Raw genomic sequence first — 22,243 nt, 5'->3', positions numbered from 1 at the left:
AGAATGAAACAAGGAAACCATACTATGAAGAACATCTTGCTGTTGAGCGTATTTTCGCTGGCCCTCATGGGCGTGGCGCATGCCGAGAAGGCCGATTCCGAGAAGGAAGCCGTCATCACGGCACGCAGCGGCCACGTCGATGACGTCAAGCAGATTCGTACCCTGACGGGCGACGTCGTGCTGGTCAAGGGCACGCTGACCATGAAGGCGGGCCGGGCCCTGATCACGGAAGACCCGCAAGGCTACCAGTTCATCACCTTCTGGGCCGATCCCGGCAAGCTGGCCACGTTCCGCCAGAAGCGCGATGGCGCGGGCGACCTGTGGGTCGAAGGCGAAGCGGAGCGCGTGGAATACGACAACAAGACGGAAGTGGTGAAACTGTTTTCCAAGGCCAAGCTGACGCGCCTGGAAGGCACGAAAGTGACCGACGTGGCCAATGGCGCCTTCATCTCGTATGACAGCCGCAAGGAAGTATTCAAGATGGAAAATTCCGACAGCGGCACCAGCACCTCCGATGGCGGCAGCGTGCGCATGGTGATCCAGCCGAAGACCAAGGCGCCCGCGGCGGAGAAAGCGCCGGCCACGCCTGTGCCAGGAACGAAATAATGGACAATACCCGTTGCGGCAGCACCCTGATCGTTCGCGGACTGCAGAAAACCTATGGCAAGCGACAAGTCGTGCATGATGTCTCGCTGCAAGTCGAATGCGGCGAAGTCGTGGGGTTGCTGGGCCCGAACGGCGCCGGCAAGACCACGTCGTTCTACATGATCGTCGGCCTGGTGCCGTCGGACGGCGGCAGCATCGACATCAGCGGCGTGGACATTTCCAGCCTGCCGATCCACCGCCGCGCACAGATGGGCCTGTCGTATCTGCCGCAGGAGGCGTCCGTGTTCCGCAAGCTGACGGTGGAAGACAATATCCGCGCCGTGCTGGAAATCCAGACCGTCGAAGGCCGTCCTTTGAAGAAGGCCGAGATCGAAGAGCGCCTGGATAAACTGCTGGCCGACTTGCAGATTGAAAAGTTGCGCGAGAACCAGGCGCTGTCCCTGTCGGGCGGCGAGCGCCGCCGCGTGGAAATCGCCCGCGCCCTGGCTACCGATCCCCGTTTCGTGCTGCTCGACGAACCGTTCGCCGGCGTCGATCCGATCGCCGTGATCGAGATCCAGCGCATCGTGCGCTTCTTGAAGGAGCGCAATATCGGCGTGCTGATCACCGATCATAATGTGCGCGAGACGCTGGGTATTTGCGACCGTGCCTACATCATCAACCAGGGCTCGGTACTGGCGTCGGGACGCCCCGACGACATCATCGCGAACGAGTCGGTACGCCGGGTCTATCTGGGCGAACACTTCCGCATGTAAGCCAATGAAACAATCATTGCAGCTGCGCACTTCGCAGCACCTGGCACTGACGCCGCAGTTGCAGCAATCGATACGCCTGTTGCAATTGTCTACTCTGGAATTGCACCAGGAACTGGAGCAATTGCTGACGGACAATCCCTTGCTCGAGCGTCTCGACGATCCGCTCGACCGTTCGCTGCGCTTGCTGTCCGACGGGGCCTTGAGCTCCACGTCCGCGCCGGCCGAGGCGCCGCCCCAGCCGCCCGGCCAGGAAGCGCCCGCGGCGCCGGCCGAAGCGGAAACTTTTGACGGCGAGGCGGGCGAGGGCCCGGCCGCCGCGGATGGCGGCGACAGCGACTGGAGCGAAGCGAGCCGGGGCAAGGCGCCCGACGATGAAGACTCGCGTCCGCAACTGGAGGCCCATCACTGCACCCTGCGCGAACACCTGATGGAGCAGATGCGCGTGACGGTGCTCGAATTGCGCGACCGCGCGCTGGTCGAGCTGATCATCGACGCGCTCGACGACAACGGCTACCTGGAAGAGTCGCTCGACGACATCCTGGCGCGCCTGCCGGAAGAGCTGGAAATCGATGCCGACGAGATGCGCACGGCCTTGTCGCTGCTGCAAAGTTTCGATCCGCCCGGCGTGGGCGCGCGCAATGCGTCCGAATGCCTGGCGCTGCAAATCAAGCGCTTGCCGCACATCGCCATGGTGACGCGGCGCATGGCCCTCGTCATCGTGGAAAAGCATCTGGCCTGGTTTGCCCAGCGCGATTTCAACAAGCTGAAAAAAGCCCTCGATTGCGACGATGAAGACTTGCGTGAAGCGCAGACGGTAATTCGCCAGTGCAACCCGCATCCGGGCGCTGTGTTCGCTGCGGACGTGTCCGATTACGTGGTGCCCGACGTCGTCGTCAAGCGCGCGCGCAATGGCTGGCAAGTGACCCTGAACAACGACGTCATGCCGCGCCTGCGCGTCAACGCCATGTACGCCAACTTGCTCAAGCAGGGCAAGGGCGAGGGCGCCATGGGTGCACAGTTGCAGGAAGCCAAGTGGCTGATCAAGAATATGCGCCAGCGCTTCGACACGATTCTGCGCGTGGCGCAGGCGATAGTAGAAAGACAAAAGAACTTTTTCTCGCATGGGGCCGTTGCCATGCGCCCCCTTGTGCTCCGTGAAATAGCTGATACACTAGGTTTACACGAGAGTACTATCTCGCGGGTAACAACTCAAAAGTACATGCTGACCCCGCACGGCATGTTCGAGTTGAAATATTTCTTTGGTAGCCACGTCGCCACCGAAGCGGGGGGCGAAGCGTCATCGACGGCGATACGGGCATTGATCGTGCAACTGACAGGAGCAGAAGACCCTAAAAATCCTTTATCCGACAGTAAGATTGCGGACATGCTGGGGGAACAAGGCATGGTGATTGCGCGACGTACTGTTGCCAAATACCGGGAAGCATTAAAAATTCCGCCAGTGAGCCTGCGTAAGTGTTTGTAAGTTTTTTTCGGTTCCTCTGCGGGCCGGATACGATGGACCGCACGAACCCGATCATCTTTAGGAGTGTGTATGAATCTCACCATCAGCGGACATCATCTCGAAGTGACACCAGCCATCCGTGAATACGTACAAACGAAGCTGGAACGCGTGAAACGTCATTTCGATCAAGTCATCGATATCGCCGTGATTCTGACCGTGGATAACCTCAAAGAGAAAGAAAAACGTCAAAAGGCCGAAGTCAACCTGCGTCTCAGTGGCAAGACCGTCTATGTGGAAAGCCTGGCGCAAGACCTGTATGCCGCGATCGATGCCTTGATCGACAAGCTCGATAGGCAAGTGATGAAATACAAAACCAAAGTGCAAGGGCACGGTAAAGAGGCGATCAAGCATCTGCCAGACAGTTCGGAAGAAGAATTCGCCCCCGCCTAAGCGGCCCGCGACTTTCAACCGGCTGTGATCAATTAAGGGCGCACATTGCGCCCTTTTTTGCGCCCGTACCTGGCGAGCGCAATGTTCCCCGCGCAGGCGCTAAAATGTTGGCACTTTCACTTCTTTCCTGCCTGCCATGAGCGACTTCGTCCAGATTTCCATCCGTCACCGCACGGGGCACATCGTGCTCGACCGTCCGAAAGCCTTGAATTCCCTGTCGCTGGAGATGGTGCGCGCCCTGAGCGCGGCTTTGCTGGCCTGGCGCGACGATCCGCAGGTGGACGCCGTGGTGATACGCTCGAGCAGCGAAAAAGCCCTGTGCGCCGGCGGCGACATCCGTTTCTTTTACGACGCTGGCCTGGCCACGCCGCAGGGCGGCAGCGCCTTGCTGGAAGATTTCTTTACGGAAGAATACGCTTTAAATCATCTGATCCATTTTTATCCGAAACCGTATATTGCCGTGATGGATGGGGTGGTGATGGGCGGCGGCATGGGCGTGGCGCAAGCGGGGCCCGGCAACCGCCTGCGCATCGTCACGGGCCGCACGCGCATGGCCATGCCGGAGGTCAATATCGGCCTGTTCCCCGACGTGGGCGGCAGTTACTTTTTGTCCCGCCTGGCCGGCCAGCTGGGCCTGTACCTGGGCTTGACGGGTTTGACGATCAACGCGGCCGACGCCCTGTACACGGGCCTGGCCGATGTCTACCTGCCCGAGGCGCAGATGGGGGCGTTGCTGGCCCTGTTCGAGTCCACGCCGGGCGAAGGCTTGCCGGTCGCCATCAAGGCGCTGGCGGCGCCTTTCCAGGCCGAGGCGGGCGCTTCTTCCCTGGCCACGGCGCGCGCGGCGCTGGACCGCCATTTCGCCGCCGGCTCCGTCGCGGCCATCATGGCCTCGCTGGCGCAGGACGACGGCGCGTTCGCCGCCAAGGCCCTGGCGGCCATGCGCCTGCGCTCGCCCTTGATGATGTGCGTGACCCTGGAGTTGCTGCAGCGGGGCGCCCACCTGGGCGTGGCCGATTGCCTGCGCATGGAGCGCACGGTGGTGCGCCACAATTTCGAGCATGGTGAAGTGCTCGAGGGCGTGCGCGCGCTGGTGGTCGACAAGGACAATGCGCCGCGCTGGAATCCGTCAAGCCTGGAGCAGGTCGACGCGGCCATGGTGGCGCGCTTCTTCGCCCCCGCCTGGCCGGTGGAGGCGCATCCGCTGCGCTGCCTGCATTAGGGCGCTAGGCGCGCTCGCGGTGGCGCAGCACGACTCTTTCTTTGGGGCCGAAATACTGCGCCAGCCGCTCCGCCATGTACACGGAGCGGTGCTGGCCGCCCGTGCAACCGAGGGCCACCGTCAGGTAGCTGCGGTTGTCGGACTTAAATGACGGCAGCCATTTCTCGATGAAGGCGCGGATGTCGGCCAGCAGTTCCAGCGCGCTCGGCTGCGCGTCGAGAAAGGCGATCACGGGCGCGTCGCGGCCGTCGAGCGGGCGCAGCGCCAGGTCGTAATAGGGATTGGGCAAGGCCCGCACGTCGAAGACGAAATCGGCATCGAGCGGCACGCCCAGCTTGAAGGCGAACGATTCGAAGAACAGGGTCAGCGGCGCGCGTTCGGCGGCGACGATATCCTTGATCCAGGCGCGCAATTTGTTGGCGCTCAGTTCCGAGGTGTCGATCACATGGCCCAGCTGCTCGATGGCCGACAGGCGTTCGCGCTCTTCCGAGATACACTCGATCAGGGTGCGGCGGCTGGCCGGATTCTGGTTCGGCCGCAACTCATGCGACAGCGGATGGCTGCGCCGCGTTTCCGAGAAGCGCGCCACCAGCGAATGCGTGGTGGCTGTCAGGAACATGACCTTGACGTCATGCCCCTGGTCGCGCAGCAGCGCGACATTGTGCGGCAAGCTGACGAGCGATTCGGCGCTGCGCGCATCGACAGCGACGGCCAGTTGGGGTGTGCCTTCGTCAAGCAAGGTTTGCACCAGGCTGGGCAGCAAGGCCGGCGGCAGGTTGTCGACGCAATAGTAGCCGGTATCTTCCAGCACATTGAGCGCGACGGATTTGCCGGAGCCGGATATTCCGGTGATAAGGACGATATGCATAGCCCGATCATACAATAAAGACCGGCACTGCGCTCCCAAGGCAATCATCTTTACAAATTATTGCAATTTTGACCGTAGTATTGGTTCACAAAAAGCGGGAGATTGGCATGGTAGGTCGGCTTGGCGCAAAGCGGTGGAGCAGGGAATTCACGCAGCATGGCTGCGTGCCTGCGCAACGGTTCGCCCTTGCAAGGGCGAACTCCTTGCAGACTAATCCCCGCTCATTGCCAAACGTTGCCGCTCCATGAACTCCTGCAAGGTATCGATGCCGCGCAGCTGCAGAATCGTGTTGCGCACGGCCGCTTCCAGCAGGACGGCGATGTTGCGGCCGGCGGCGACGGGGATGACGACCTTGCGCACGGGCAGCCCCAGCACGTCTTCCGTGGGGAACAGGAAGGGCAGGCGCTCGACTTCTTCTTCCAGCGCGTTGCGGCGCACCAGGTGGACGATCAGTTTCAAGCGCATCTTGCGGCGCACGGCCGTTTCGCCAAAGATGGCCTTGATGTCGAGCAAGCCCAGGCCCCGCACTTCCAGCAGGTTTTGCAGCAGGGGCGGGCAGCGGCCTTCGATCATGTTCGGCGCGATGCGCGAGAATTCGACGGCGTCGTCGGCCACCAGGCCGTGGCTGCGCGAGATCAGCTCCAGCCCCAGCTCGCTCTTGCCCAGGCCCGAGTCGCCCGTGATCAGCACGCCCACGCCCAGCACGTCCATGAACACGCCATGCATGATGATGCGCTGCGCCAGCTTTTTCGACAGGTAGACGCGCAGGAAATCGATCACTTGCGCGGCCGGCAGCGGGGTCGAGAACAGGGGAATATTTTGCTCGTCGCAGATGGCGAGGATGTCGGGCGGCGTTTCCAGTCCTTGCGCGATGATCAGCGCGGGCGGACCGCCGGCGATCAGCTCGCCGATCACGTGGGTGCGTGTATTGACCTTCAGGCGCTGGTAGTAATTGATTTCCTGGTGACCAAAGACCTGGATGCGGCCCGGATGGATCAGGTTCAAGTGGCCCACCTGGTCGGCGGCCGACGAGACATCGCCCGAGATCAGGCGCTCGCCGCCGGGGAAGCCGGCGAACCAGCCCAGTTGCAGACTTTCACGATTATCGTCGTACAGGCGTTGTATCGTCAGCGGCGTTTGCAACATGGCAGTCTTCTTCAGGAGTGGAGGAATACCTGAAGTTTAACCCGCCGCTTGCAGGCTGGGTTGCCAATTGACGATGCGCGAATGCACGGATTTCGGTTCCGGATCCGTGGCCAATGCCGTGCGGAAGGCGTCATCGGAAAACATTTCGGCGATTTCCGACAGGATTTCCAGATGTTGCTGGGTGACATGATCGGGAATCAGCAGGAAAAACAGCAGATTGACGGGCTTGCCGTCGGGCGACTCGAACGGAATCGGTTCGGCCAGGCGCACGAAGGCGCCCAGCGGCGATTTCAAGGTCTTGCTGCCCTTGACCCTGCCATGCGGCACGGCCACGCCATGGCCCAGACCAGTCGAGCCCAGCCGTTCGCGGGCAAACAGATTGTCCGAGACGGTAGAGCGGGCGATGCCGTAATTGTTTTCGAAGATCAGGCCGGCTTGCTCGAAAGCGCGCTTCTTGCTGGAAACTTCCAGGTCCAGCAGGACGTTTTCGAGGGATAAGATTTTGCTAAGATTAGTCATGACACTCAATGAAATGGTGCAATGCGCAGAGGGCTTGCGAGCCGAATTATAGGCCTGTTTTCGCGGCCTGTAACGCCAATTCTCAACAGTATACGCCCGCTGCGGGCGCAGTGGGCGCTACAGCCCATGTGGCCATCATTTTAGCAAAAAAATAACATCGGCGCGTATCGGCTATTTCTTGATTAAAAACACGCGGCGCGCCGGTTTTTCCGCCGCTGAATGGCGATTTTCCGATTTTTCAGCGTCTTTGACTTGCACTGCGGCACGGCTACAACGTTGTTTTAAAACACAGCCAACATTCCTGTTGGCATGGTTTTGGGTTGTTGCTTGGTATTACTGGCGCGCGTTGCGCAGATTGCCCGGCATCACTCCCGTGCTGAAGTTGCTGCGCCAGGGATTGATATCGAGGCCGCCGCGGCGCGTATAGCGCGCATACACGGACAGCTTTTGCGGCTTGCACTGGCGCAAGATATCAACAAAGATGCGCTCCACGCATTGCTCGTGGAACTCATTGTGCTCGCGGAAACCGATCAGGTAGCGCAACAGGCTTTCCTGGTCGATCTGCGGTCCCGCATACTCGATCTGCACGCTGCCCCAGTCGGGCTGGCCCGTCACCAGGCAATTCGATTTGAGCAAGTGCGAAACGAGTTTTTCTTCCACCGGCGCTTCGGCGAGCGCCGCCTTCAACAGCAGCGGCGAGGGCGTGTATTGCGTGATCTCCAGGTCCAGGCGGTCCAGCAGCACGCCATCGAACTCGCCCATTTTGAGCTTGGCGAAATCTTCCTGCAAGGTCAGTTCCACTTGCACGGGCGCGCCAAAACCGTTCGATAGATCCTGCTTGAGCAGGGCCAACAGCGCATCCGGGCTGTCCAGTTTGGTCTGGTTGAACGAGTTCAGGTACAGCTTGAACGATTTCGATTCGATGATGTTGGGCGAGTCGGCCGGTGCGCTGACCTTGGCAACGGCCACCTGCGGCTTGCCGCGCTGGTTCAGCCACGACAGTTCGTAGGCGTTCCAGATATCGAGGCCGAAGAACGGGAGTGTACCGTGCAGCTCCAGCTCGTCGCGCTTGCCCTGGCGCGGAATCGGAAACAGCAATTCCGGCGCGTAATCGGTGCGGTAGGCGGAGCTTTTGCCCAAGGGAGATTGTTCGGCGAGGTCGTTGGTGGTGGTCATGGTGATGGCGTGAATTCAGTCAAGCACGCATGGTAGCTTATTTTGGGGTCAGACCCGTCGGCTCTGACCCCAGCTTGTTCGCCTGGCTTGGAACTAACCCAAAAACAGCTTATACACAGGATTGCTGCTCTCATCCCAGTAACGGTAACCGAGGGTATCGAGGAAGCGGGCGAATTCTCCCATTTCATCGGGCGGCACTTGCAGGCCAATCAGGATGCGGCCCACGTCGCCGCCCTGGCTGCGGTAATGGCACAGGGAAATATTCCAGTTCGGTGCCATGCTGTCGAGAAAGCGCATCAGTGCGCCCGGGCGTTCGGGGAATTCGAAGCGGTACAGCAGCTCGTCTTGCGCCAGCCGGCTCTTGCCGCCCACCAGGTGGCGGATGTGCGACTTGGCCAGCTCGTCGTGGGTCAGGTCGAGGGTCTTGAATTCGTGTTCCTCGAAGGTCTTCGCCAGCACGCTTGATTCATGCCGGTCAGCAATCTGGATGCCGACGAACACGTGCGCGGCTTTTTCATCGCTGATGCGGTAGTTAAATTCCGTCACGTTGCGCGCGCCGATGAGCGAGCAGAAACGCTTGAAGCTGCCCCGCTGTTCGCGCATGGTGACGGCGAACACGGCTTCGCGGAATTCGCCCAGCTCGGCCCGTTCCGCGACGAAGCGCAGCCGGTCGAAATTCATGTTCGCGCCGCTGGCGATGGTGACCAGGGTTTCATTGTTGACGGGGCGCTTGGTCAGGCTGGCCCGTTCCACATAGGCCTTGGCGCCGGCGATGGCCAGCGCGCCGGACGGCTCCAGAATGCTGCGCGTATCCGTAAACACATCCTTGATGGCGGCGCAGATGGCGTCCGTGTCGACCGTGATGATTTCATCGACATACGCCTGCACCAGGCGGAAGGTTTCCTCGCCGGCCAGGCGCACGGCCGTGCCGTCGGCAAACAGGCCCACGTCGTTCAGTGTCACGCGCTCGCCGGCCTTCAGCGAACGGGCCATGGCGTTCGAGTCGACGCTTTGCACACCGATGATCTTGATGTCGGGGCGAATTTGTTTCACGTAGGCGGCAATGCCGGCGATCAGGCCGCCGCCGCCGATGGGCGCGAAGATGGCGTGGATGGGTCCGGCGTGCTGGCGCAGGATTTCCATGCCGATCGTGCCCTGGCCGGCGATCACGTCAGGGTCGTCGAACGGGTGCACGAAGGTCAGCTTCTGTTCCTTTTCCAGCGTCAACGCATGGTTGTAGGCATCCGTGTACGACTCGCCGTGCAGCACCACTTCCACGTTCACGCCGCCGCGCCCCTTGACCGCCTCGACCTTCACCAGCGGCGTGGTGGTCGGCATGACGATGACGGCGCGGCAGCCCATGCGGGCGGCAGACAGGGCCACGCCCTGGGCATGGTTGCCGGCCGAGGCGCAAATCACGCCGCGCTTGCGTTCCGCTTCGCTGAGCTTGGACATCTTGTTGTAGGCGCCGCGAATCTTGAAGCTGAACACGCTTTGCATGTCTTCGCGCTTGAAGTAAATCTGGTTGTTCAGGCGCTGCGACAGGGCTGGGGCCAGTTCCAGCGGCGTTTCGGAAGCGACGTCATAGACGCGGGCGGTCAGGATTTTCTTGAGGTAGTCGATGTTCATAGTCTGCAAGCAAGTGATTCTGGGCCAGAAAGGGTCTGGAGCGTGTCTGTCGATAGCGGCGGCGCGGCGGCGGATAGCCTGGCGACAATAATGCTCTGTGGAACTGCGGGCGGGTCTGCCTTTGCCAGCCGGCGCGATGTGTGCGGCGCCCAGGCTGCTCTTCATTATAATGGAGAGCCTTACCGCATCGCGAAGTGTTCCATGATCGAATCCGCAATCGCCTGGCTGCTGCAGCTGATCGCCGCACCGGAAGTCGGGCTGACATCGGTCTTTCTGATCAGCTTTATTTCCGCCACCTTGCTGCCGCTCGGCTCGGAGCCGGCCGTGTTTGCCGTCATCAAGGCCAATCCCGCGCTGTTCTGGGCCGCCATCGGCGTCGCTACCCTGGGCAATACCCTGGGCGGCATCGTCGACTACTGGATGGGCTACCGGGCCAAGCAGGCGTTCGCCAAGGAACGCGACACGCGCTGGTTCCGCTGGCTGGCCCGCTATGGCGCCAAGACCATGCTGCTGGCCTGGCTGCCCGTGGTGGGCGATCCCCTGTGCACCCTGGCGGGCTGGCTCAAGCTGCCGTTCTGGCCCAGCGTGGCCTACATGGCCGTCGGCAAGTGCGCGCGCTACCTGACCATGACGGCCTTGCTGCTGTACGTGCCCGATGGTTTCTGGCACTGGGTGGGCAAGATGCTGGCCTGAATGGGGTACTCTGCAACGTCCGTTCTTTCCATTTTTGGGCAGTTTGATAGTTTGCAGCGGGGCCTGATTCTTGGCATTTTTGCGCGAAAATGGCAAGCAAGATGATTTTTTATTCTATAAAAATGCGCATTGGCCATATTTGCTATGGCTGCGCATGCCGCGCTTAAACCTTGGGCGGCATAAGGCTGTTCCCGCATGGTGCGGCGCAATAAGATAAAATGGGTCTTTAGGGTCCAGTCCACACCGTCACCACACTCCATGAACGCTCCCGCACAAATCCAAGCTTTACTGGCAGAAACGCCGAATGGTCCCGCAGCAAGCCGCCTGCGCGAAATCCCGTATAACTACACGTCGTTTTCCGATCGCGAGATCGTCATACGCCTGTTGGGGGAGGACTCCTGGCGCCTGCTCGACGAGCTGCGCGGCGCCCGCCAGACGGGCCGTTCGGCCCGCATGCTGTACGAGGTGCTGGGCGATATCTGGGTGGTGCGCCGCAACCCGTATCTGCAGGATGACTTGCTCGACAATCCGAAGCGCCGCCAGGGCTTGATCGATGCCTTGCATCACCGCCTGGCCGAAGTCGACAAGCGCCGCCTGTCCATCGATGCGGCCGGCGGCGACGTAGCCGCCAGTGGCGAAGCGCCGGAAGTGGCGCAGGCGCGCAGCCATAACGTCGAACTGCTGCTCAAGGCAGCCAGCAAGGCCGTGGCCGATTTTGGCGATGAATTCCGCAAGACCTATGACTTGCGCAAGCGCACAGTCAAGGTGCTGGGCCGCTACACGGAAAAACATAACGTGCGCTTCGACGGCATGACGCGCGTCTCGCACGTGACGGATGCCACCGACTGGCGCGTGGAGTATCCGTTCGTCGTGCTCACGCCCGACACGGAAGAGGAAATGGCCGGCCTGGTCAAGGGCTGTATCGAGCTGGGGCTGACCATCATCCCGCGCGGCGGCGGCACCGGCTATACGGGCGGCGCGATTCCATTGACGCCGATGTCGGCCGTCATCAACACGGAAAAACTCATCACCCTGGGCGCCGTGGAAATGACGGTCTTGCCAGGCCTCACGCATGAATACGCGACCATCCATTCGGGCGCCGGCGTGATCACGAACAAGGTGTCGGAAGCGGCGGAGAAGGCCGGCTTCGTGTTTGCCGTCGACCCGACCTCGGCCCACGCTTCTTGCATCGGCGGCAACGTCGCCATGAATGCGGGCGGCAAGAAAGCCGTGCTGTGGGGCACGGCGCTCGATAACCTGGCCTCGTGGCGCATGGTCGACCCGAACGGCGATTGGCTCGACGTCACGCGCCTCGACCATAACCTGGGCAAGATCCACGATATCGCGCTGGCACGTTTCCAGCTGGAATGGCGCCACCCGAGCACGCGCGACGCGACAAAACCGAACGCGCCGTTCAAGACGGAAATCCTGGAAATTCCTGGTCGCAAGTTCCGCAAGGAGGGCCTGGGCAAGGACGTCACCGATAAATTCCTCGCTGGCTTGCCGGGTATCCAGAAAGAAGGCTGCGACGGCCTGATTACATCGGCGCGCTGGATCTTGCACAAGATGCCGAAGTTCGCCCGTACCGTCTGCCTGGAATTCTTCGGCCAGGCGCGCGACGCGATTCCGTCCATCGTGGAAATCAAGGATTACCTCGACGGCTTGCCGGCCAAGGGCGAGCAATACACGAGCATCCGCCTGGCGGGCCTCGAGCACCTGGACGAGCGCTACCTGCGCGCCGTCGGCTACGCCACCAAGTCGAAACGGGGCGTACTGCCGAAGATGGCCCTGTTTGGCGACATCGTCGGCGACGATGAAAACGCCGTCGCGCAAGCGGCGTCGGAAGTGGTGCGCATCGCCAATACCCGCGTGGGCGAAGGCTTTGTGGCCGTCAGCCCGGAAGCGCGCAAGAAATTCTGGCTTGACCGCGCCCGCACGGCCGCGATCGCCAAGCATACCAATGCGTTCAAGATCAATGAAGACGTCGTCATTCCCCTGAACCGCATGGGCGAATACACGGATGGCATCGAGCGCATCAATATCGAGCTGTCGATCAAGAACAAGCTGCAACTGGCCGAGGCCCTCAGCGATTTCTTTGGCAAAGGCAATTTGCCAGTCGGTAAGAGCGACGACGCATCGGACGACAGGGTCGACGATGCTGAAATGCTGGGCGACCGCGCAGAGCAGGCGCAGCAGTTGCTGGCGCAAGTGACGGCACGCTGGACCTATCTGCTGGCCCAGCTCGACCGTCCGCTGGCGGACGTGAAGGGCGAACTGGCCGAACTGGGCCTGGAGCGCTTGCTGCCCGTGTTCGATGCACGCCTGGAAACGCAGCCGGCCGCCACCCTGTTCGACGTGGTGCAGGACCGCACCGTGCGCATTACTTGGAAGCAGGAAATCCGCGCCCAGCTGCGCCAGATCTTCAACGGTGCCGCCTTCAAACTGATCCTCGACGAGGCGACGGCCATCCACGCGCGCATTTTGCGTAGCCGCGTGTTTGTCGCGCTGCATATGCATGCGGGCGATGGCAACGTGCACACGAACTTGCCCGTCAACTCGGACAATTACGCCATGCTGCAAGACGCCCACGAAGCCGTGGGCCGCATCATGATCCTGGCCCGCTCGCTCAATGGCGTCATTTCTGGCGAGCACGGTATCGGTATCACCAAGCTGGAATTCCTGACGGAAGAAGAAATCGGTGACTTCCGCAGCTACAAGCAGCGCATTGATCCGGAAGGCCGTTTCAACAAGGGTAAATTGCTGAACCTGCCGGGCATGGGCGCCGACTTGCGCAATGCCTACACGCCATCGTTCGGCCTGATGGGTCACGAATCGCTGATCATGCAGCAAAGCGATATCGGCGCCATCGCCGACAGCGTCAAGGACTGCTTGCGTTGCGGCAAGTGCAAACCCGTGTGCTCGACCCACGTGCCGCGCGCGAACTTGCTGTACTCGCCGCGCGACAAGATTTTGGCCACCTCGTCCCTGATCGAAGCCTTTTTGTACGAAGAGCAGACGCGCCGCGGTATTTCCATCAAGCATTGGGAAGAGTTCGAGGACGTGGCCGACCACTGCACGGTCTGTCACAAATGCGTGACGCCTTGCCCCGTGAATATCGACTTCGGCGACGTGTCGATGAACATGCGCAACTTGTTGCGCAAGATGGACAAGAAGAGCTTCAATCCGGGCACCAAGGCCACGATGATGTTCCTCAACGCCACCGATCCCGTGACCATCAACGCCACGCGCCAGGTCATGATCGGCTGGGGTTACAAGGCGCAGCGCCTGGGCCACGATTTGCTGAAGAAATTTGCCAAGAAGCAAACCAAGGCGCCGCCGCCATCGACGGGCAAGCCGCCCGTCAAGGCGCAGGTGATCCATTTCATCAACAAGAAAATGCCGGGCAACCTGCCGAAGAAATCGGCGCGCGCGCTGCTCGACATCGAAGACGACAAGGTCATCCCGATCATCCGCAATCCGAAGACGACGACGGCCGATACGGAAGCCGTGTTCTACTTCCCCGGCTGCGGTTCGGAGCGTTTGTTCTCGCAAGTGGGCCTGGCCACGCAAGCGATGCTGTGGGAAGTGGGCGTGCAGACGGTCTTGCCGCCTGGCTACCTGTGCTGCGGTTATCCGCAACGGGGCGCGGGCGAGTTCGACAAGGCCGAAAAGATGATGACGGATAACCGCGTGCTGTTCCACCGCATGGCCAACACGCTCAATTACCTCGACATCAAGACGGTGCTCGTATCGTGCGGCACTTGCTACGACCAGCTGGCCACGTACCAGTTCGAGAAGATTTTCCCCGGCTGCCGCATCATGGATATCCATGAATATTTGCTGGAAAAACAGGTGAAACTGGAAGGCGTCAACGGCACGCGCTATATGTACCATGAGCCATGCCACAATCCCATGAAGTTGCAGGAATCGGGCAAGACCATCAATTCCCTGATCAGCACGGTAGACAACGTGAAGATCGAGAAGAACGACCGTTGCTGCGGCGAATCGGGCTCCCTGGCCGTCACGCGCCCGGACATTTCCACGCAAGTGCGTTTCCGCAAGGAAGAAGAGATGGTCAAGGGCGCCGACAAGCTGCGCGGCGACGGTTTCACGGGCGACGTCAAGATCCTCACCAGCTGCCCGTCGTGCCTGCAAGGCTTGTCGCGCTACAATGACGATTCGGGCACGACGGCCGATTACATCGTCGTCGAGATCGCCAAACACTTGCTGGGAGAGAACTGGATGCCGGATTACGTGAAACGCGCCAATGACGGCGGCATCGAACGGGTGCTCGTGTAATGTCCACGCATTGCGATCTGTGTCAGTTGCTGGACGGCTACGCCCACAAGCAGGGTCTGGAAACCTTGCTGTGGCGCAGCGAGCGCCTGTCCGTGGTGGCCGTCGACGACCCAAGCTACCCCGGCTTTTGCCGCGTGATCTGGAACAGGCACGTGAAGGAAATGACGGATTTGACGCCCGGCGAGCGCAATTACGTGATGGAAGTCGTATGGCAGGTCGAGCTTGCCGTGCGCGAAGTGATGCAGCCGGAAAAGGTCAACGTGGCCAGCTTCGGCAACATGACGCCGCATGTGCACTGGCACGTGATTCCCCGCTACCGCGACGACGCGCATTTCCCGAACCCCAGCTGGGCTGTCGTGCAGCGCGAGACGGCGCCCGAGGTGCTGGCCGCGCGCCGCGCCCTGTTGCCAGCCTTGCGCGAGGCTATCATTCAACGTTTATCCGCATAAAGTATCGTCATGACCGAAAAAACAGCAACACCCCAACCGACCGGCTTGACCGTGCACAACCAGTCGCGCGTGCTCGACGTGGCTTTCGACGATGGCAGCACATTTGCGCTGCCGTTCGAATACCTGCGCGTGTATTCGCCGTCGGCCGAAGTGCAGGGCCATGGCAAGGGCCAGGAAACCTTGCAGTTAGGTAAGCGCCTGGTGGGCATCACGGGCATCGAGCCGGTCGGCAACTACGCCGTGCAGCCGACCTTCAGCGATGGCCACAATTCCGGCCTGTACACCTGGGCCTATCTGTACAAGCTGGGCGCGGAACAAGCGACCTTGTGGCAAGCCTACCTGGACCAGCTGGCGGCAGCCGGCTACCCGGGTGACAGCGGCCGCGATGCCAAGGCCGACATGACGGTCAAGCAGTCTTCCGGCGGCGGCTGCGGTAGTGGCGGCAACGGCGGCGGCTGCGGTCATCAACATTGAACTAAAAATAATGCGGTAATCTTGTCGGATTGCCGCCGCCCCGTTCGTCGTATGAATGCCCGCGCTTGCGGGCATTTTTCTTTTGGAGAAGAGACTATGGAATACATGATCCTGATCTACGCCGACGAGGCGCGCTATGAAGTCATGCAAGAGGGCCAGATGGCCAGCCTGATGGCGGAGTTTGCCAGCTACACGCAGGCGCTGGAGGCGGCCGGCGTGCTGCGCGGCGGCGCCGAGCTGGCGCCCGTGCGCAGCGCCACCAGCGTGCGCGTGCGCAATGGCAAGCCCGTCATCACGGACGGGCCGTTCGCGGAAACCAAGGAGCAGCTGGGCGGCTATTATCTGCTCGCCTGCGCCGACCTGGACGAGGCGCTGGCCTGGGCCGGGCGTTGTCCGGCGGCTGCGCTGGGCACCATCGAGGTGCGGCCCGTCACGTCATAATGACAAGCGCCGACGCCATCGCGGCCGTCGAGCGCGTCTTCCGCCAGGAAAAGGGCAGGGTGCTGGCCGGCCTGATGCGGCGTTTCGGCGACCTTGGCCTGGTGGAAGATGTGCTGCAGGAAGCGTGCCGCAAGGCGCTGGAGCTGTGGCCGCAGGCGGGCATGCCCGATCATCCCGCCGCCTGGCTCAGCGCCGTGGCGCGCAATGCGGCCCTCGACCATGTGCGCCGCGCAGGCAAGAGCGTCAGCGAGGCCGAGGCGGTGCTGGCGCGCCTGCCGGCGGCCATGCTGGAAGAAACGCAGGCCATCGAGGACGACCGTTTGCGCCTGCTGTTCATCTGCTGCCACCCCGCGCTGGCGCCCGAGGCGCAGGTGGCGCTGGCTTTGCGTACCCTGTGTGGCCTGTCGACGGGCGAGATCGCGCGCGCCTTCGGCGTGCCGGAAGCGACCCTGTCGCAGCGCCTGTTGCGCGCCAAACGCAAGATCGCCGAGGCGCGCATCCCGTTCGAGTTGCCGCCGGCGCAAGACTGGCCGCGGCGGCTGGCGCAAGTGCTGCACGTGATTTACCTGGTGTTCAGCGAAGGTTATTGCGCCAGCGGCGGTGATGTCTTGCTGCGCGCCGACTTGTGCGCGGAAGCGCTGCGCCTGGGCCGGCTGCTCGACAGCCTGCAGCCCGGCCAGCCGGAAGTGCAGGGGCTATTGGCGCTGATGCTGCTGCAGGCGTCGCGCGGCCCGGCGCGTTTGTCGCCCGAGGGTTTTCTGCTGACCCTGGAAGAGCAGGACCGGCGCCTGTGGGATGGCGCCCAGATTGCCGAAGGACTGGCGTTGCTGGCGCTGGCCTTGCCCGCGCGTTCGCCCGGGCCGTATCAGTTGCAGGCGGCGATTGCCGCCTTGCACGCCAGGGCAGCCACTGCCAGCCAGACGGACTGGCGCCAGATCAGCGCCCTGTATGGCGCCTTGTTGCGGCACAAGCCGGAACCGTTAATTTTGCTCAATGCCGTGATCGCGTGCGCCATGGCGCATGGCGCCGCACACGGGCTGGCCTGGCTCGATCGCCTGGAAGCCGTGCCCAGCCTTGTCAACTCGCACTATCTGCACGCGGCCCGGGCCGACTTGCTGCGCCGCCAGGGCGACCGGCCGGGGGCGCTGGCGGCGTATGCGCGGGCGGCAATGCTGGCGTCGAATGCGGTGGAAAGGCAATACCTTCTCCGGCGTCACGGGGAAATGCGCCTGCCGCTTGTATAATGATGCGAAATAATGCACCCAAGTTCAAACAGACTGCCTACCATGACCAATACGACCCATTTCGGATACAAAACAGTTGCAGAAGACGACAAAGTGCGCGAAGTCGCCAAGGTGTTCCATTCCGTCGCTGCCAAATACGATGTGATGAACGACTTGATGTCGGGCGGGCTGCACCGTCTGTGGAAGACGTTCACGATTGCCAACGCGGGCGTGCGCCCCGGTTTCAAGGTGCTCGACATCGCCGGCGGCACGGGCGACCTGTCGAAGGCGTTCGCCAAGCAGGCGGGCCCGACCGGCGAAGTGTGGCTGACCGATATCAACGAGTCGATGTTGCGCGTGGGCCGCGACCGCCTCTTGAATCGCGGCTTGCTCACCCCCACCATGTTGTGTGACGCGGAAAAGCTGCCCTTCCCCGATAATTATTTTGACCGTGTCAGCGTGGCCTTTGGCCTGCGCAACATGACGCACAAGGACGTGGCGCTGGCGGAAATGCGCCGCGTGCTGAAACCGGGCGGCAAGCTGCTGGTGCTGGAGTTTTCCAAGGTGGCGGCACCGCTGCAAAAGCCGTACGACCTGTATTCGTTCTCGGTGTTGCCGTGGTTCGGGCAGAAAATCGCCGGCGACGCGGAAAGTTATCGCTACCTGGCCGAATCGATCCGCATGCACCCGGACCAGGAAACCTTGAAGACCATGATGGAAACGGCGGGCCTGGAGCGCGTGCAGTACTACAATTTGACGGCAGGCATTGCCGCTTTGCACACCGGCATCAAGATGTAATGCATCAACGTTGGTGATTTTAGGAGATGGAATGAAATTGAAGAAATTTATGGTCGGCATGATGCTGGCCGCGACCACGGTATCCATGCTGGGCGAGGCGCTGGCCCGTCCCATGGGCGGTGGCCGTTCGTTTGGCCGCCAGTCGCAAAACGTGGGCCGCCAGGCGCCCGCACCTGCGCCGACCCCGGCGCCGGCTGCCGCGCCACGCCAGGCGCAACCAGCGCCGGCCCCTGCACCGGCACCCGCCGCCAAGGCGCCGAGCCGCTGGAAGGGTATATTGGGTGGCGCCTTGCTGGGCCTGGGCCTGGGCGCGCTGCTGTCGCATTTCGGCCTGGGCGGCGCCCTGGCCAGCATGATCAGCACCCTGCTGATGGTGGCTTTGCTCGCTGGCGTGGCCTTCTTCATCTACCGCATGGTGCGTGGCAAGCGCGATACTAACGCCGGCAATGCGCCGTTCGCCGGCTTCGGCAACCAGCCTGCGCCGGCCGGCAACGTGCCCGACATCGGTTCGTCCATTCCACCGCTGCCGCCGCTGCAACCCGTTTCGTCCGGCGTCGGACTGGACAAGCCGGCTCCGGCCGCGGCGCCATGGGGCGTGCCAAGCGACTTCGACAAGGAATCCTTCCTGCGCCACGCGAAAAGCAACTTCATTCGCCTGCAAGCGGCCTGGGACAAGGCCGACGTCAACGATATCCGCGAATTCACGTCGCCGGAAGTGTATGCGGAACTGCGCATGCAAATCCAGGAGCGGGGCGCGCAGCCGGACTTTACCGATGTCGTCACCATCGATGCCGAACTGCTGGGGATCGAGACGAGCGTCCACGATTATCTGGCCAGCGTGAAGTTTACGGGCCTGATCCGTTCGGCGCCGGGCGCCGCGGCCGAACCGTTCGCGGAAGTGTGGAATATGTCGAAACCCGTCAGCGGCAACAGCGGCTGGGTACTGGCCGGCATCCAGCAATTGAATTAATTGTAAAAACTTGCTGAATAATGGCTTAAGTCCATGCGGAATGCATGATGCTTAACAGATATTTCCTGCTGAACTGGTAAGATCGAAACCGCCCGCGTTGTTGTACGGGCGGTTTTTCATTTTTAGGGGCGCGTTTGGCGCGCAGGCACACGATGGCACCACTTTCCGATCTCTCCCTGATGACGCCCGTCATCGCGACTATCAACCACTTGCTGGCGCAGGAGCCGTGGGCGCGCCAGCAGCTGGCCGTGCACGCCGGCAAGCTGGCCTGCATCGACACGGGCGCCGTGGCCTTGCGCCTGCGCGTCGACAGCGCCGGCATGCTGGTGGCGGCGCCGGCCGACATGCCGGCCAGCGTCACCATCCGCGTCAAATTGTCCGATGTGCCGCTGATCCTGCAAAACCGCGAGCGGGCGTTTTCCTACGTCAAGATTGAAGGCGATGCCGAGTTTGCCAATGCGATTTCGCAATTGAGCAAGGGCTTGCGCTGGGAAGCCGAGCACGACCTGGAAAAGGTCGTCGGCCCCATGCTGGCCACGCGCCTCGTTTCCGGTGCGAAAGATGCCGCCGCCTTTGTGCGCACGGGCCAGCAAAAGCTGGCGGAAAACGTGGCCGAATATTTTCTCGACGAACAGCCCATGCTGATCCGTCCTTCCACCCTGCAAGAGTATTCCGCTGGCGTGACGCGCGTGCGCGATGACGTCGAACGCCTGGCCAAGCGCCTTGCCCGGCTGGAAAAGGCGGCCGCCGCCGTCCAGCCGCAGTCCTCCTCACCGGATTTGTCTACATGATATTGAAATTCCTGCGCCTGTTTAAAATCATCCGTGTTTCCATCAAGTACGGTCTGGATGAGATAGCGATTTCTGGTCTGCAAGTTCCCCGCACCGCCAAATTGATCGACACCCTGATTTTCTGGCGCGACCTGTCGTCGCCACGCGGCTTGCGCCTGCGCCTGGCGCTGGAAGAGCTGGGCCCGATTTTCGTCAAGTTCGGCCAGGTGCTATCGACCCGGCGCGACCTGATGCCGCCCGACATCGCCGAAGAACTGGCGCGCCTGCAAGACCGGGTGCCGCCCTTCGATTCCGACCTGGCCATCGCGCAGATCACGCGTTCGCTGGGCGCGCATCCGGACCAGCTGTTCGCCCGCTTCGAGCGCGAGCCGGTGGCGTCCGCCTCCATTGCCCAGGTGCACTTCGCCACCCTGAAAGATGGCCGCGAAGTGGCCGTGAAGGTCTTGCGTCCAGGCATGAAAAAGCTGATCGACGAAGACGTGGCCCTGATGCACATCGCGGCCGACTGGACCAGCCGCCTGTGGGCCGACAGCAAGCGTTTGAAACCGAAAGAGGTGGTGGGCGAGTTCGACAAATACCTGCACGACGAGCTGGACCTGATGCGCGAGGCGGCCAATGCCAGCCAGCTGCGCCGCAACTTCGCCAACTCGGACTTGCTGCTGGTGCCCGAAATGCACTGGGACTATTGTTCCAGCAGCGTGATCGTCATGGAACGCATGTATGGGATTCCCGTGTCGCAGACCGAGCGCCTGGTGGCGGCCGGCGTGGATTTGCGCAAGCTCTCCAGCGATGGCGTGGAAATTTTCTTCACGCAAGTGTTCCGTGATGGCTTTTTCCATGCAGACATGCATCCGGGCAATATTCTCGTATCGATTGCCCCCGAATCGTTCGGCCGCTACATCGCGCTGGACTTTGGCATCGTGGGTACGTTGAACGACTACGACAAGGATTATCTGTCGCAAAATTTCCTCGCCTTCTTCCGCCGCGATTACAAGCGCGTGGCCGAGGCGCACATCGAATCGGGCTGGGCGCCGAAAGATACGCGCGTCGATGAGCTGGAAGCGGCCGTGCGCGCCTGCTGCGAGCCGATCTTCGACCGGCCGCTGAAGGATATCTCGTTCGGCCAGGTGCTGCTGCGCCTGTTCCAGACCTCGCGCCGCTTCAACGTGGAAGTGCAGCCGCAACTGGTGCTGCTGCAAAAGACCTTGCTCAATATCGAAGGCCTGGGCCGCCAGCTCGATCCGGAACTGGACCTGTGGCAAACGGCCAAGCCCTACCTGGAAAAATGGATGAGCAACCAGGTGGGGCCGCAAGGCTTCATGGAACGCCTGCGCGCCGAGGCGCCCCGCTATGCGCACATCTTCCCGCAGCTGCCGCGCTTGCTGCACCAGGCCCTGACCGTGCATGGCGAACCGCGCGAGAACGACGTGGAACTGATGAAAACCTTGCTGGCGGAACAACGCCAGACGAACCGCTTGCTGAGTTTTATCGTGTACTTCGTCGGCGCCTTCGCTCTGGGCGCGCTGGGCTTGCAAGTGTTCATGCGCTGGCATCAACTGCCATTTTAACTCGCTGAGGACGTAAGTGATGGCTGACTTCACTACCCGCGACCCGCTCTCGCCCGCCTTCTGGGATGAGCGTTTCGAGAAGCAATTCACGCCTTGGGACCATGGCGGCGTGCCGTCGCGCCTGCGCAGCTTCGTGGCCGGCAGCCCGGCGCCGCTGCGCTGCCTGATTCCCGGCTGCGGCTCCGCGTATGAACTGGTGTTCATGCTCGATCACGGCTGGGATGCCACGGCCATCGACTTTTCGCCGGCCGCCGTGGCCGCCGCGCGCGCTGTCGTCGGTGCGCGGGCAGGGCAGGTCGTGGAAGCGGATTTCTTTGCCTGGCAGCCCGCCGCGCCGCTGGACCTGATCTATGAACGGGCCTTTTTGTGTGCCATGCCGCGCGCCATGTGGCCGCAGGTGGCGGCCCGCTGGGCGCAGCTGCTGGCGCCGGGCGCCATGCTGGCCGGTTACTTTTTCTTTGACGATAATGCCAAGGGGCCGCCGTTCGGTATTTCGCGTGAAACACTGCAGCAATTGCTGGCGCCCCATTTCGACTGCCTGGCCGACGACGCCGTCGACGATTCCATCGCTGTCTTCGCGGGCAAGGAGCGCTGGATGAGCTGGCGCCGCCGGGCGGACTGAGCCTGACAGGCCGAGCGGGCGGGCATTTTCCGCTGGGAATGGCGGAAAGGCTTTATAATTCAGGGTTTTTGATGATTTTCTC

The 22,243-nt window shown here is 61.9% G+C and carries 21 protein-coding genes; 16 read left to right on the top strand and 5 right to left on the bottom strand.

Features of this window, described 5'->3' with window-relative positions; translation table 11 throughout:
• Positions 1–24: 24 nt before the first annotated feature.
• From lptA to CBW66_RS11240, 5 genes are all read left to right on the top strand, one after another.
• Positions 25–606 (top strand): lipopolysaccharide transport periplasmic protein LptA, encoded by a 582-nt coding sequence (gene lptA, locus CBW66_RS11260; RefSeq protein WP_070221652.1) that lies wholly within the window; start codon positions 25–27, stop codon positions 604–606.
• Positions 606–1,361 (top strand): LPS export ABC transporter ATP-binding protein, encoded by a 756-nt coding sequence (gene lptB, locus CBW66_RS11255; protein ID WP_034753325.1) that lies wholly within the window; start codon positions 606–608, stop codon positions 1,359–1,361. Before lptA ends, lptB begins: the two co-directional genes overlap by 1 nt.
• A gap of 4 nt (positions 1,362–1,365) precedes the next feature.
• On the top strand, positions 1,366–2,844 hold the full coding sequence (locus CBW66_RS11250; protein WP_086139004.1) for an RNA polymerase factor sigma-54: 1,479 nt from the start codon (positions 1,366–1,368) through the stop codon (positions 2,842–2,844).
• 69 nt (positions 2,845–2,913) lie between these two features.
• Positions 2,914–3,273: a ribosome-associated translation inhibitor RaiA gene (gene raiA / locus CBW66_RS11245; protein ID WP_086139003.1), complete on the top strand. Its 360-nt coding sequence runs from the start codon at positions 2,914–2,916 to the stop codon at positions 3,271–3,273.
• Positions 3,274–3,409: 136 nt separating this feature from the next.
• Positions 3,410–4,495: an enoyl-CoA hydratase/isomerase family protein gene (locus CBW66_RS11240; protein ID WP_086139002.1), complete on the top strand. Its 1,086-nt coding sequence runs from the start codon at positions 3,410–3,412 to the stop codon at positions 4,493–4,495.
• 4 nt (positions 4,496–4,499) lie between these two features.
• Here the strand turns inward: CBW66_RS11240 and rapZ are convergent, their stop codons facing one another.
• From rapZ to ilvA, 5 genes are all read right to left on the bottom strand, one after another.
• Positions 4,500–5,363: an RNase adapter RapZ gene (rapZ, locus tag CBW66_RS11235; protein ID WP_086139001.1), complete on the bottom strand. Its 864-nt coding sequence runs from the start codon at positions 5,361–5,363 to the stop codon at positions 4,500–4,502.
• A 210-nt stretch (positions 5,364–5,573) separates the two neighbouring features.
• A complete protein-coding gene (gene hprK, locus CBW66_RS11230; protein ID WP_034753337.1) occupies positions 5,574–6,509 on the bottom strand; it encodes an HPr(Ser) kinase/phosphatase in 936 nt (311 codons plus the stop codon).
• A 36-nt stretch (positions 6,510–6,545) separates the two neighbouring features.
• Positions 6,546–7,028, bottom strand: coding sequence for a PTS sugar transporter subunit IIA (locus CBW66_RS11225; RefSeq protein ID WP_034753339.1), 483 nt, complete (start codon positions 7,026–7,028; stop codon positions 6,546–6,548).
• 333 nt (positions 7,029–7,361) lie between these two features.
• Positions 7,362–8,204: an NADPH-dependent 7-cyano-7-deazaguanine reductase QueF gene (gene queF, locus CBW66_RS11220; protein WP_086139000.1), complete on the bottom strand. Its 843-nt coding sequence runs from the start codon at positions 8,202–8,204 to the stop codon at positions 7,362–7,364.
• A 93-nt stretch (positions 8,205–8,297) separates the two neighbouring features.
• Positions 8,298–9,833: a threonine ammonia-lyase, biosynthetic gene (gene ilvA / locus CBW66_RS11215; RefSeq protein ID WP_086138999.1), complete on the bottom strand. Its 1,536-nt coding sequence runs from the start codon at positions 9,831–9,833 to the stop codon at positions 8,298–8,300.
• Between the two features lie 201 nt (positions 9,834–10,034).
• Between ilvA and CBW66_RS11210 the strand changes: the two genes are divergently transcribed.
• The 11 genes from CBW66_RS11210 (at position 10,035) to CBW66_RS11160 (ending at position 22,161) form a co-directional block, all read left to right on the top strand.
• Positions 10,035–10,526 (top strand): YqaA family protein, encoded by a 492-nt coding sequence (locus CBW66_RS11210; RefSeq protein WP_086138998.1) that lies wholly within the window; start codon positions 10,035–10,037, stop codon positions 10,524–10,526.
• Between the two features lie 258 nt (positions 10,527–10,784).
• Positions 10,785–14,825 (top strand): DUF3683 domain-containing protein, encoded by a 4,041-nt coding sequence (locus CBW66_RS11205; RefSeq protein WP_086138997.1) that lies wholly within the window; start codon positions 10,785–10,787, stop codon positions 14,823–14,825.
• Positions 14,825–15,274, top strand: coding sequence for an HIT family protein (locus CBW66_RS11200; protein ID WP_086138996.1), 450 nt, complete (start codon positions 14,825–14,827; stop codon positions 15,272–15,274). Before CBW66_RS11205 ends, CBW66_RS11200 begins: the two co-directional genes overlap by 1 nt.
• Before the next feature lie 9 nt (positions 15,275–15,283).
• A complete protein-coding gene (locus tag CBW66_RS11195) occupies positions 15,284–15,748 on the top strand; it encodes a gamma-butyrobetaine hydroxylase-like domain-containing protein (protein ID WP_086138995.1) in 465 nt (154 codons plus the stop codon).
• 96 nt (positions 15,749–15,844) lie between these two features.
• Entirely contained in the window at positions 15,845–16,189 is a 345-nt protein-coding gene (locus CBW66_RS11190) for a YciI family protein (RefSeq protein WP_086138994.1), read from the top strand.
• Positions 16,189–17,433 carry an RNA polymerase sigma factor gene (locus tag CBW66_RS11185; RefSeq protein ID WP_086138993.1) on the top strand — a complete coding sequence of 415 codons (1,245 nt, stop codon included), beginning with the start codon at positions 16,189–16,191 and terminating at the stop codon, positions 17,431–17,433. The genes CBW66_RS11190 and CBW66_RS11185 overlap by 1 nt, the downstream gene beginning before the upstream one ends.
• Before the next feature lie 42 nt (positions 17,434–17,475).
• The gene (gene ubiE / locus CBW66_RS11180; protein WP_034778407.1) at positions 17,476–18,210 is read left to right on the top strand and encodes a bifunctional demethylmenaquinone methyltransferase/2-methoxy-6-polyprenyl-1,4-benzoquinol methylase UbiE; all 735 of its coding nucleotides are present in this window, start codon (positions 17,476–17,478) and stop codon (positions 18,208–18,210) included.
• 31 nt (positions 18,211–18,241) lie between these two features.
• On the top strand, positions 18,242–19,180 hold the full coding sequence (locus tag CBW66_RS11175; RefSeq protein WP_086153629.1) for a Tim44 domain-containing protein: 939 nt from the start codon (positions 18,242–18,244) through the stop codon (positions 19,178–19,180).
• A gap of 152 nt (positions 19,181–19,332) precedes the next feature.
• Entirely contained in the window at positions 19,333–19,971 is a 639-nt protein-coding gene (locus CBW66_RS11170; protein WP_230492229.1) for an SCP2 domain-containing protein, read from the top strand.
• Positions 19,968–21,539 carry a ubiquinone biosynthesis regulatory protein kinase UbiB gene (gene ubiB, locus CBW66_RS11165; protein WP_086140290.1) on the top strand — a complete coding sequence of 524 codons (1,572 nt, stop codon included), beginning with the start codon at positions 19,968–19,970 and terminating at the stop codon, positions 21,537–21,539. Before CBW66_RS11170 ends, ubiB begins: the two co-directional genes overlap by 4 nt.
• Positions 21,540–21,558: 19 nt before the next feature.
• Positions 21,559–22,161, top strand: a complete 603-nt coding sequence (locus tag CBW66_RS11160) for a methyltransferase (RefSeq protein ID WP_086140289.1) — start codon at positions 21,559–21,561, stop codon at positions 22,159–22,161.
• Positions 22,162–22,243: the final 82 nt, after the last annotated feature.

It is taken from the genome of Janthinobacterium sp. GW456P, from assembly GCF_002127655.1.
Classification (GTDB): domain Bacteria; phylum Pseudomonadota; class Gammaproteobacteria; order Burkholderiales; family Burkholderiaceae_D; genus Janthinobacterium.
The sequence above is the reverse complement of the archived record's forward strand: the minus strand, read 5'-3'. Positions and strand labels throughout refer to the sequence as shown.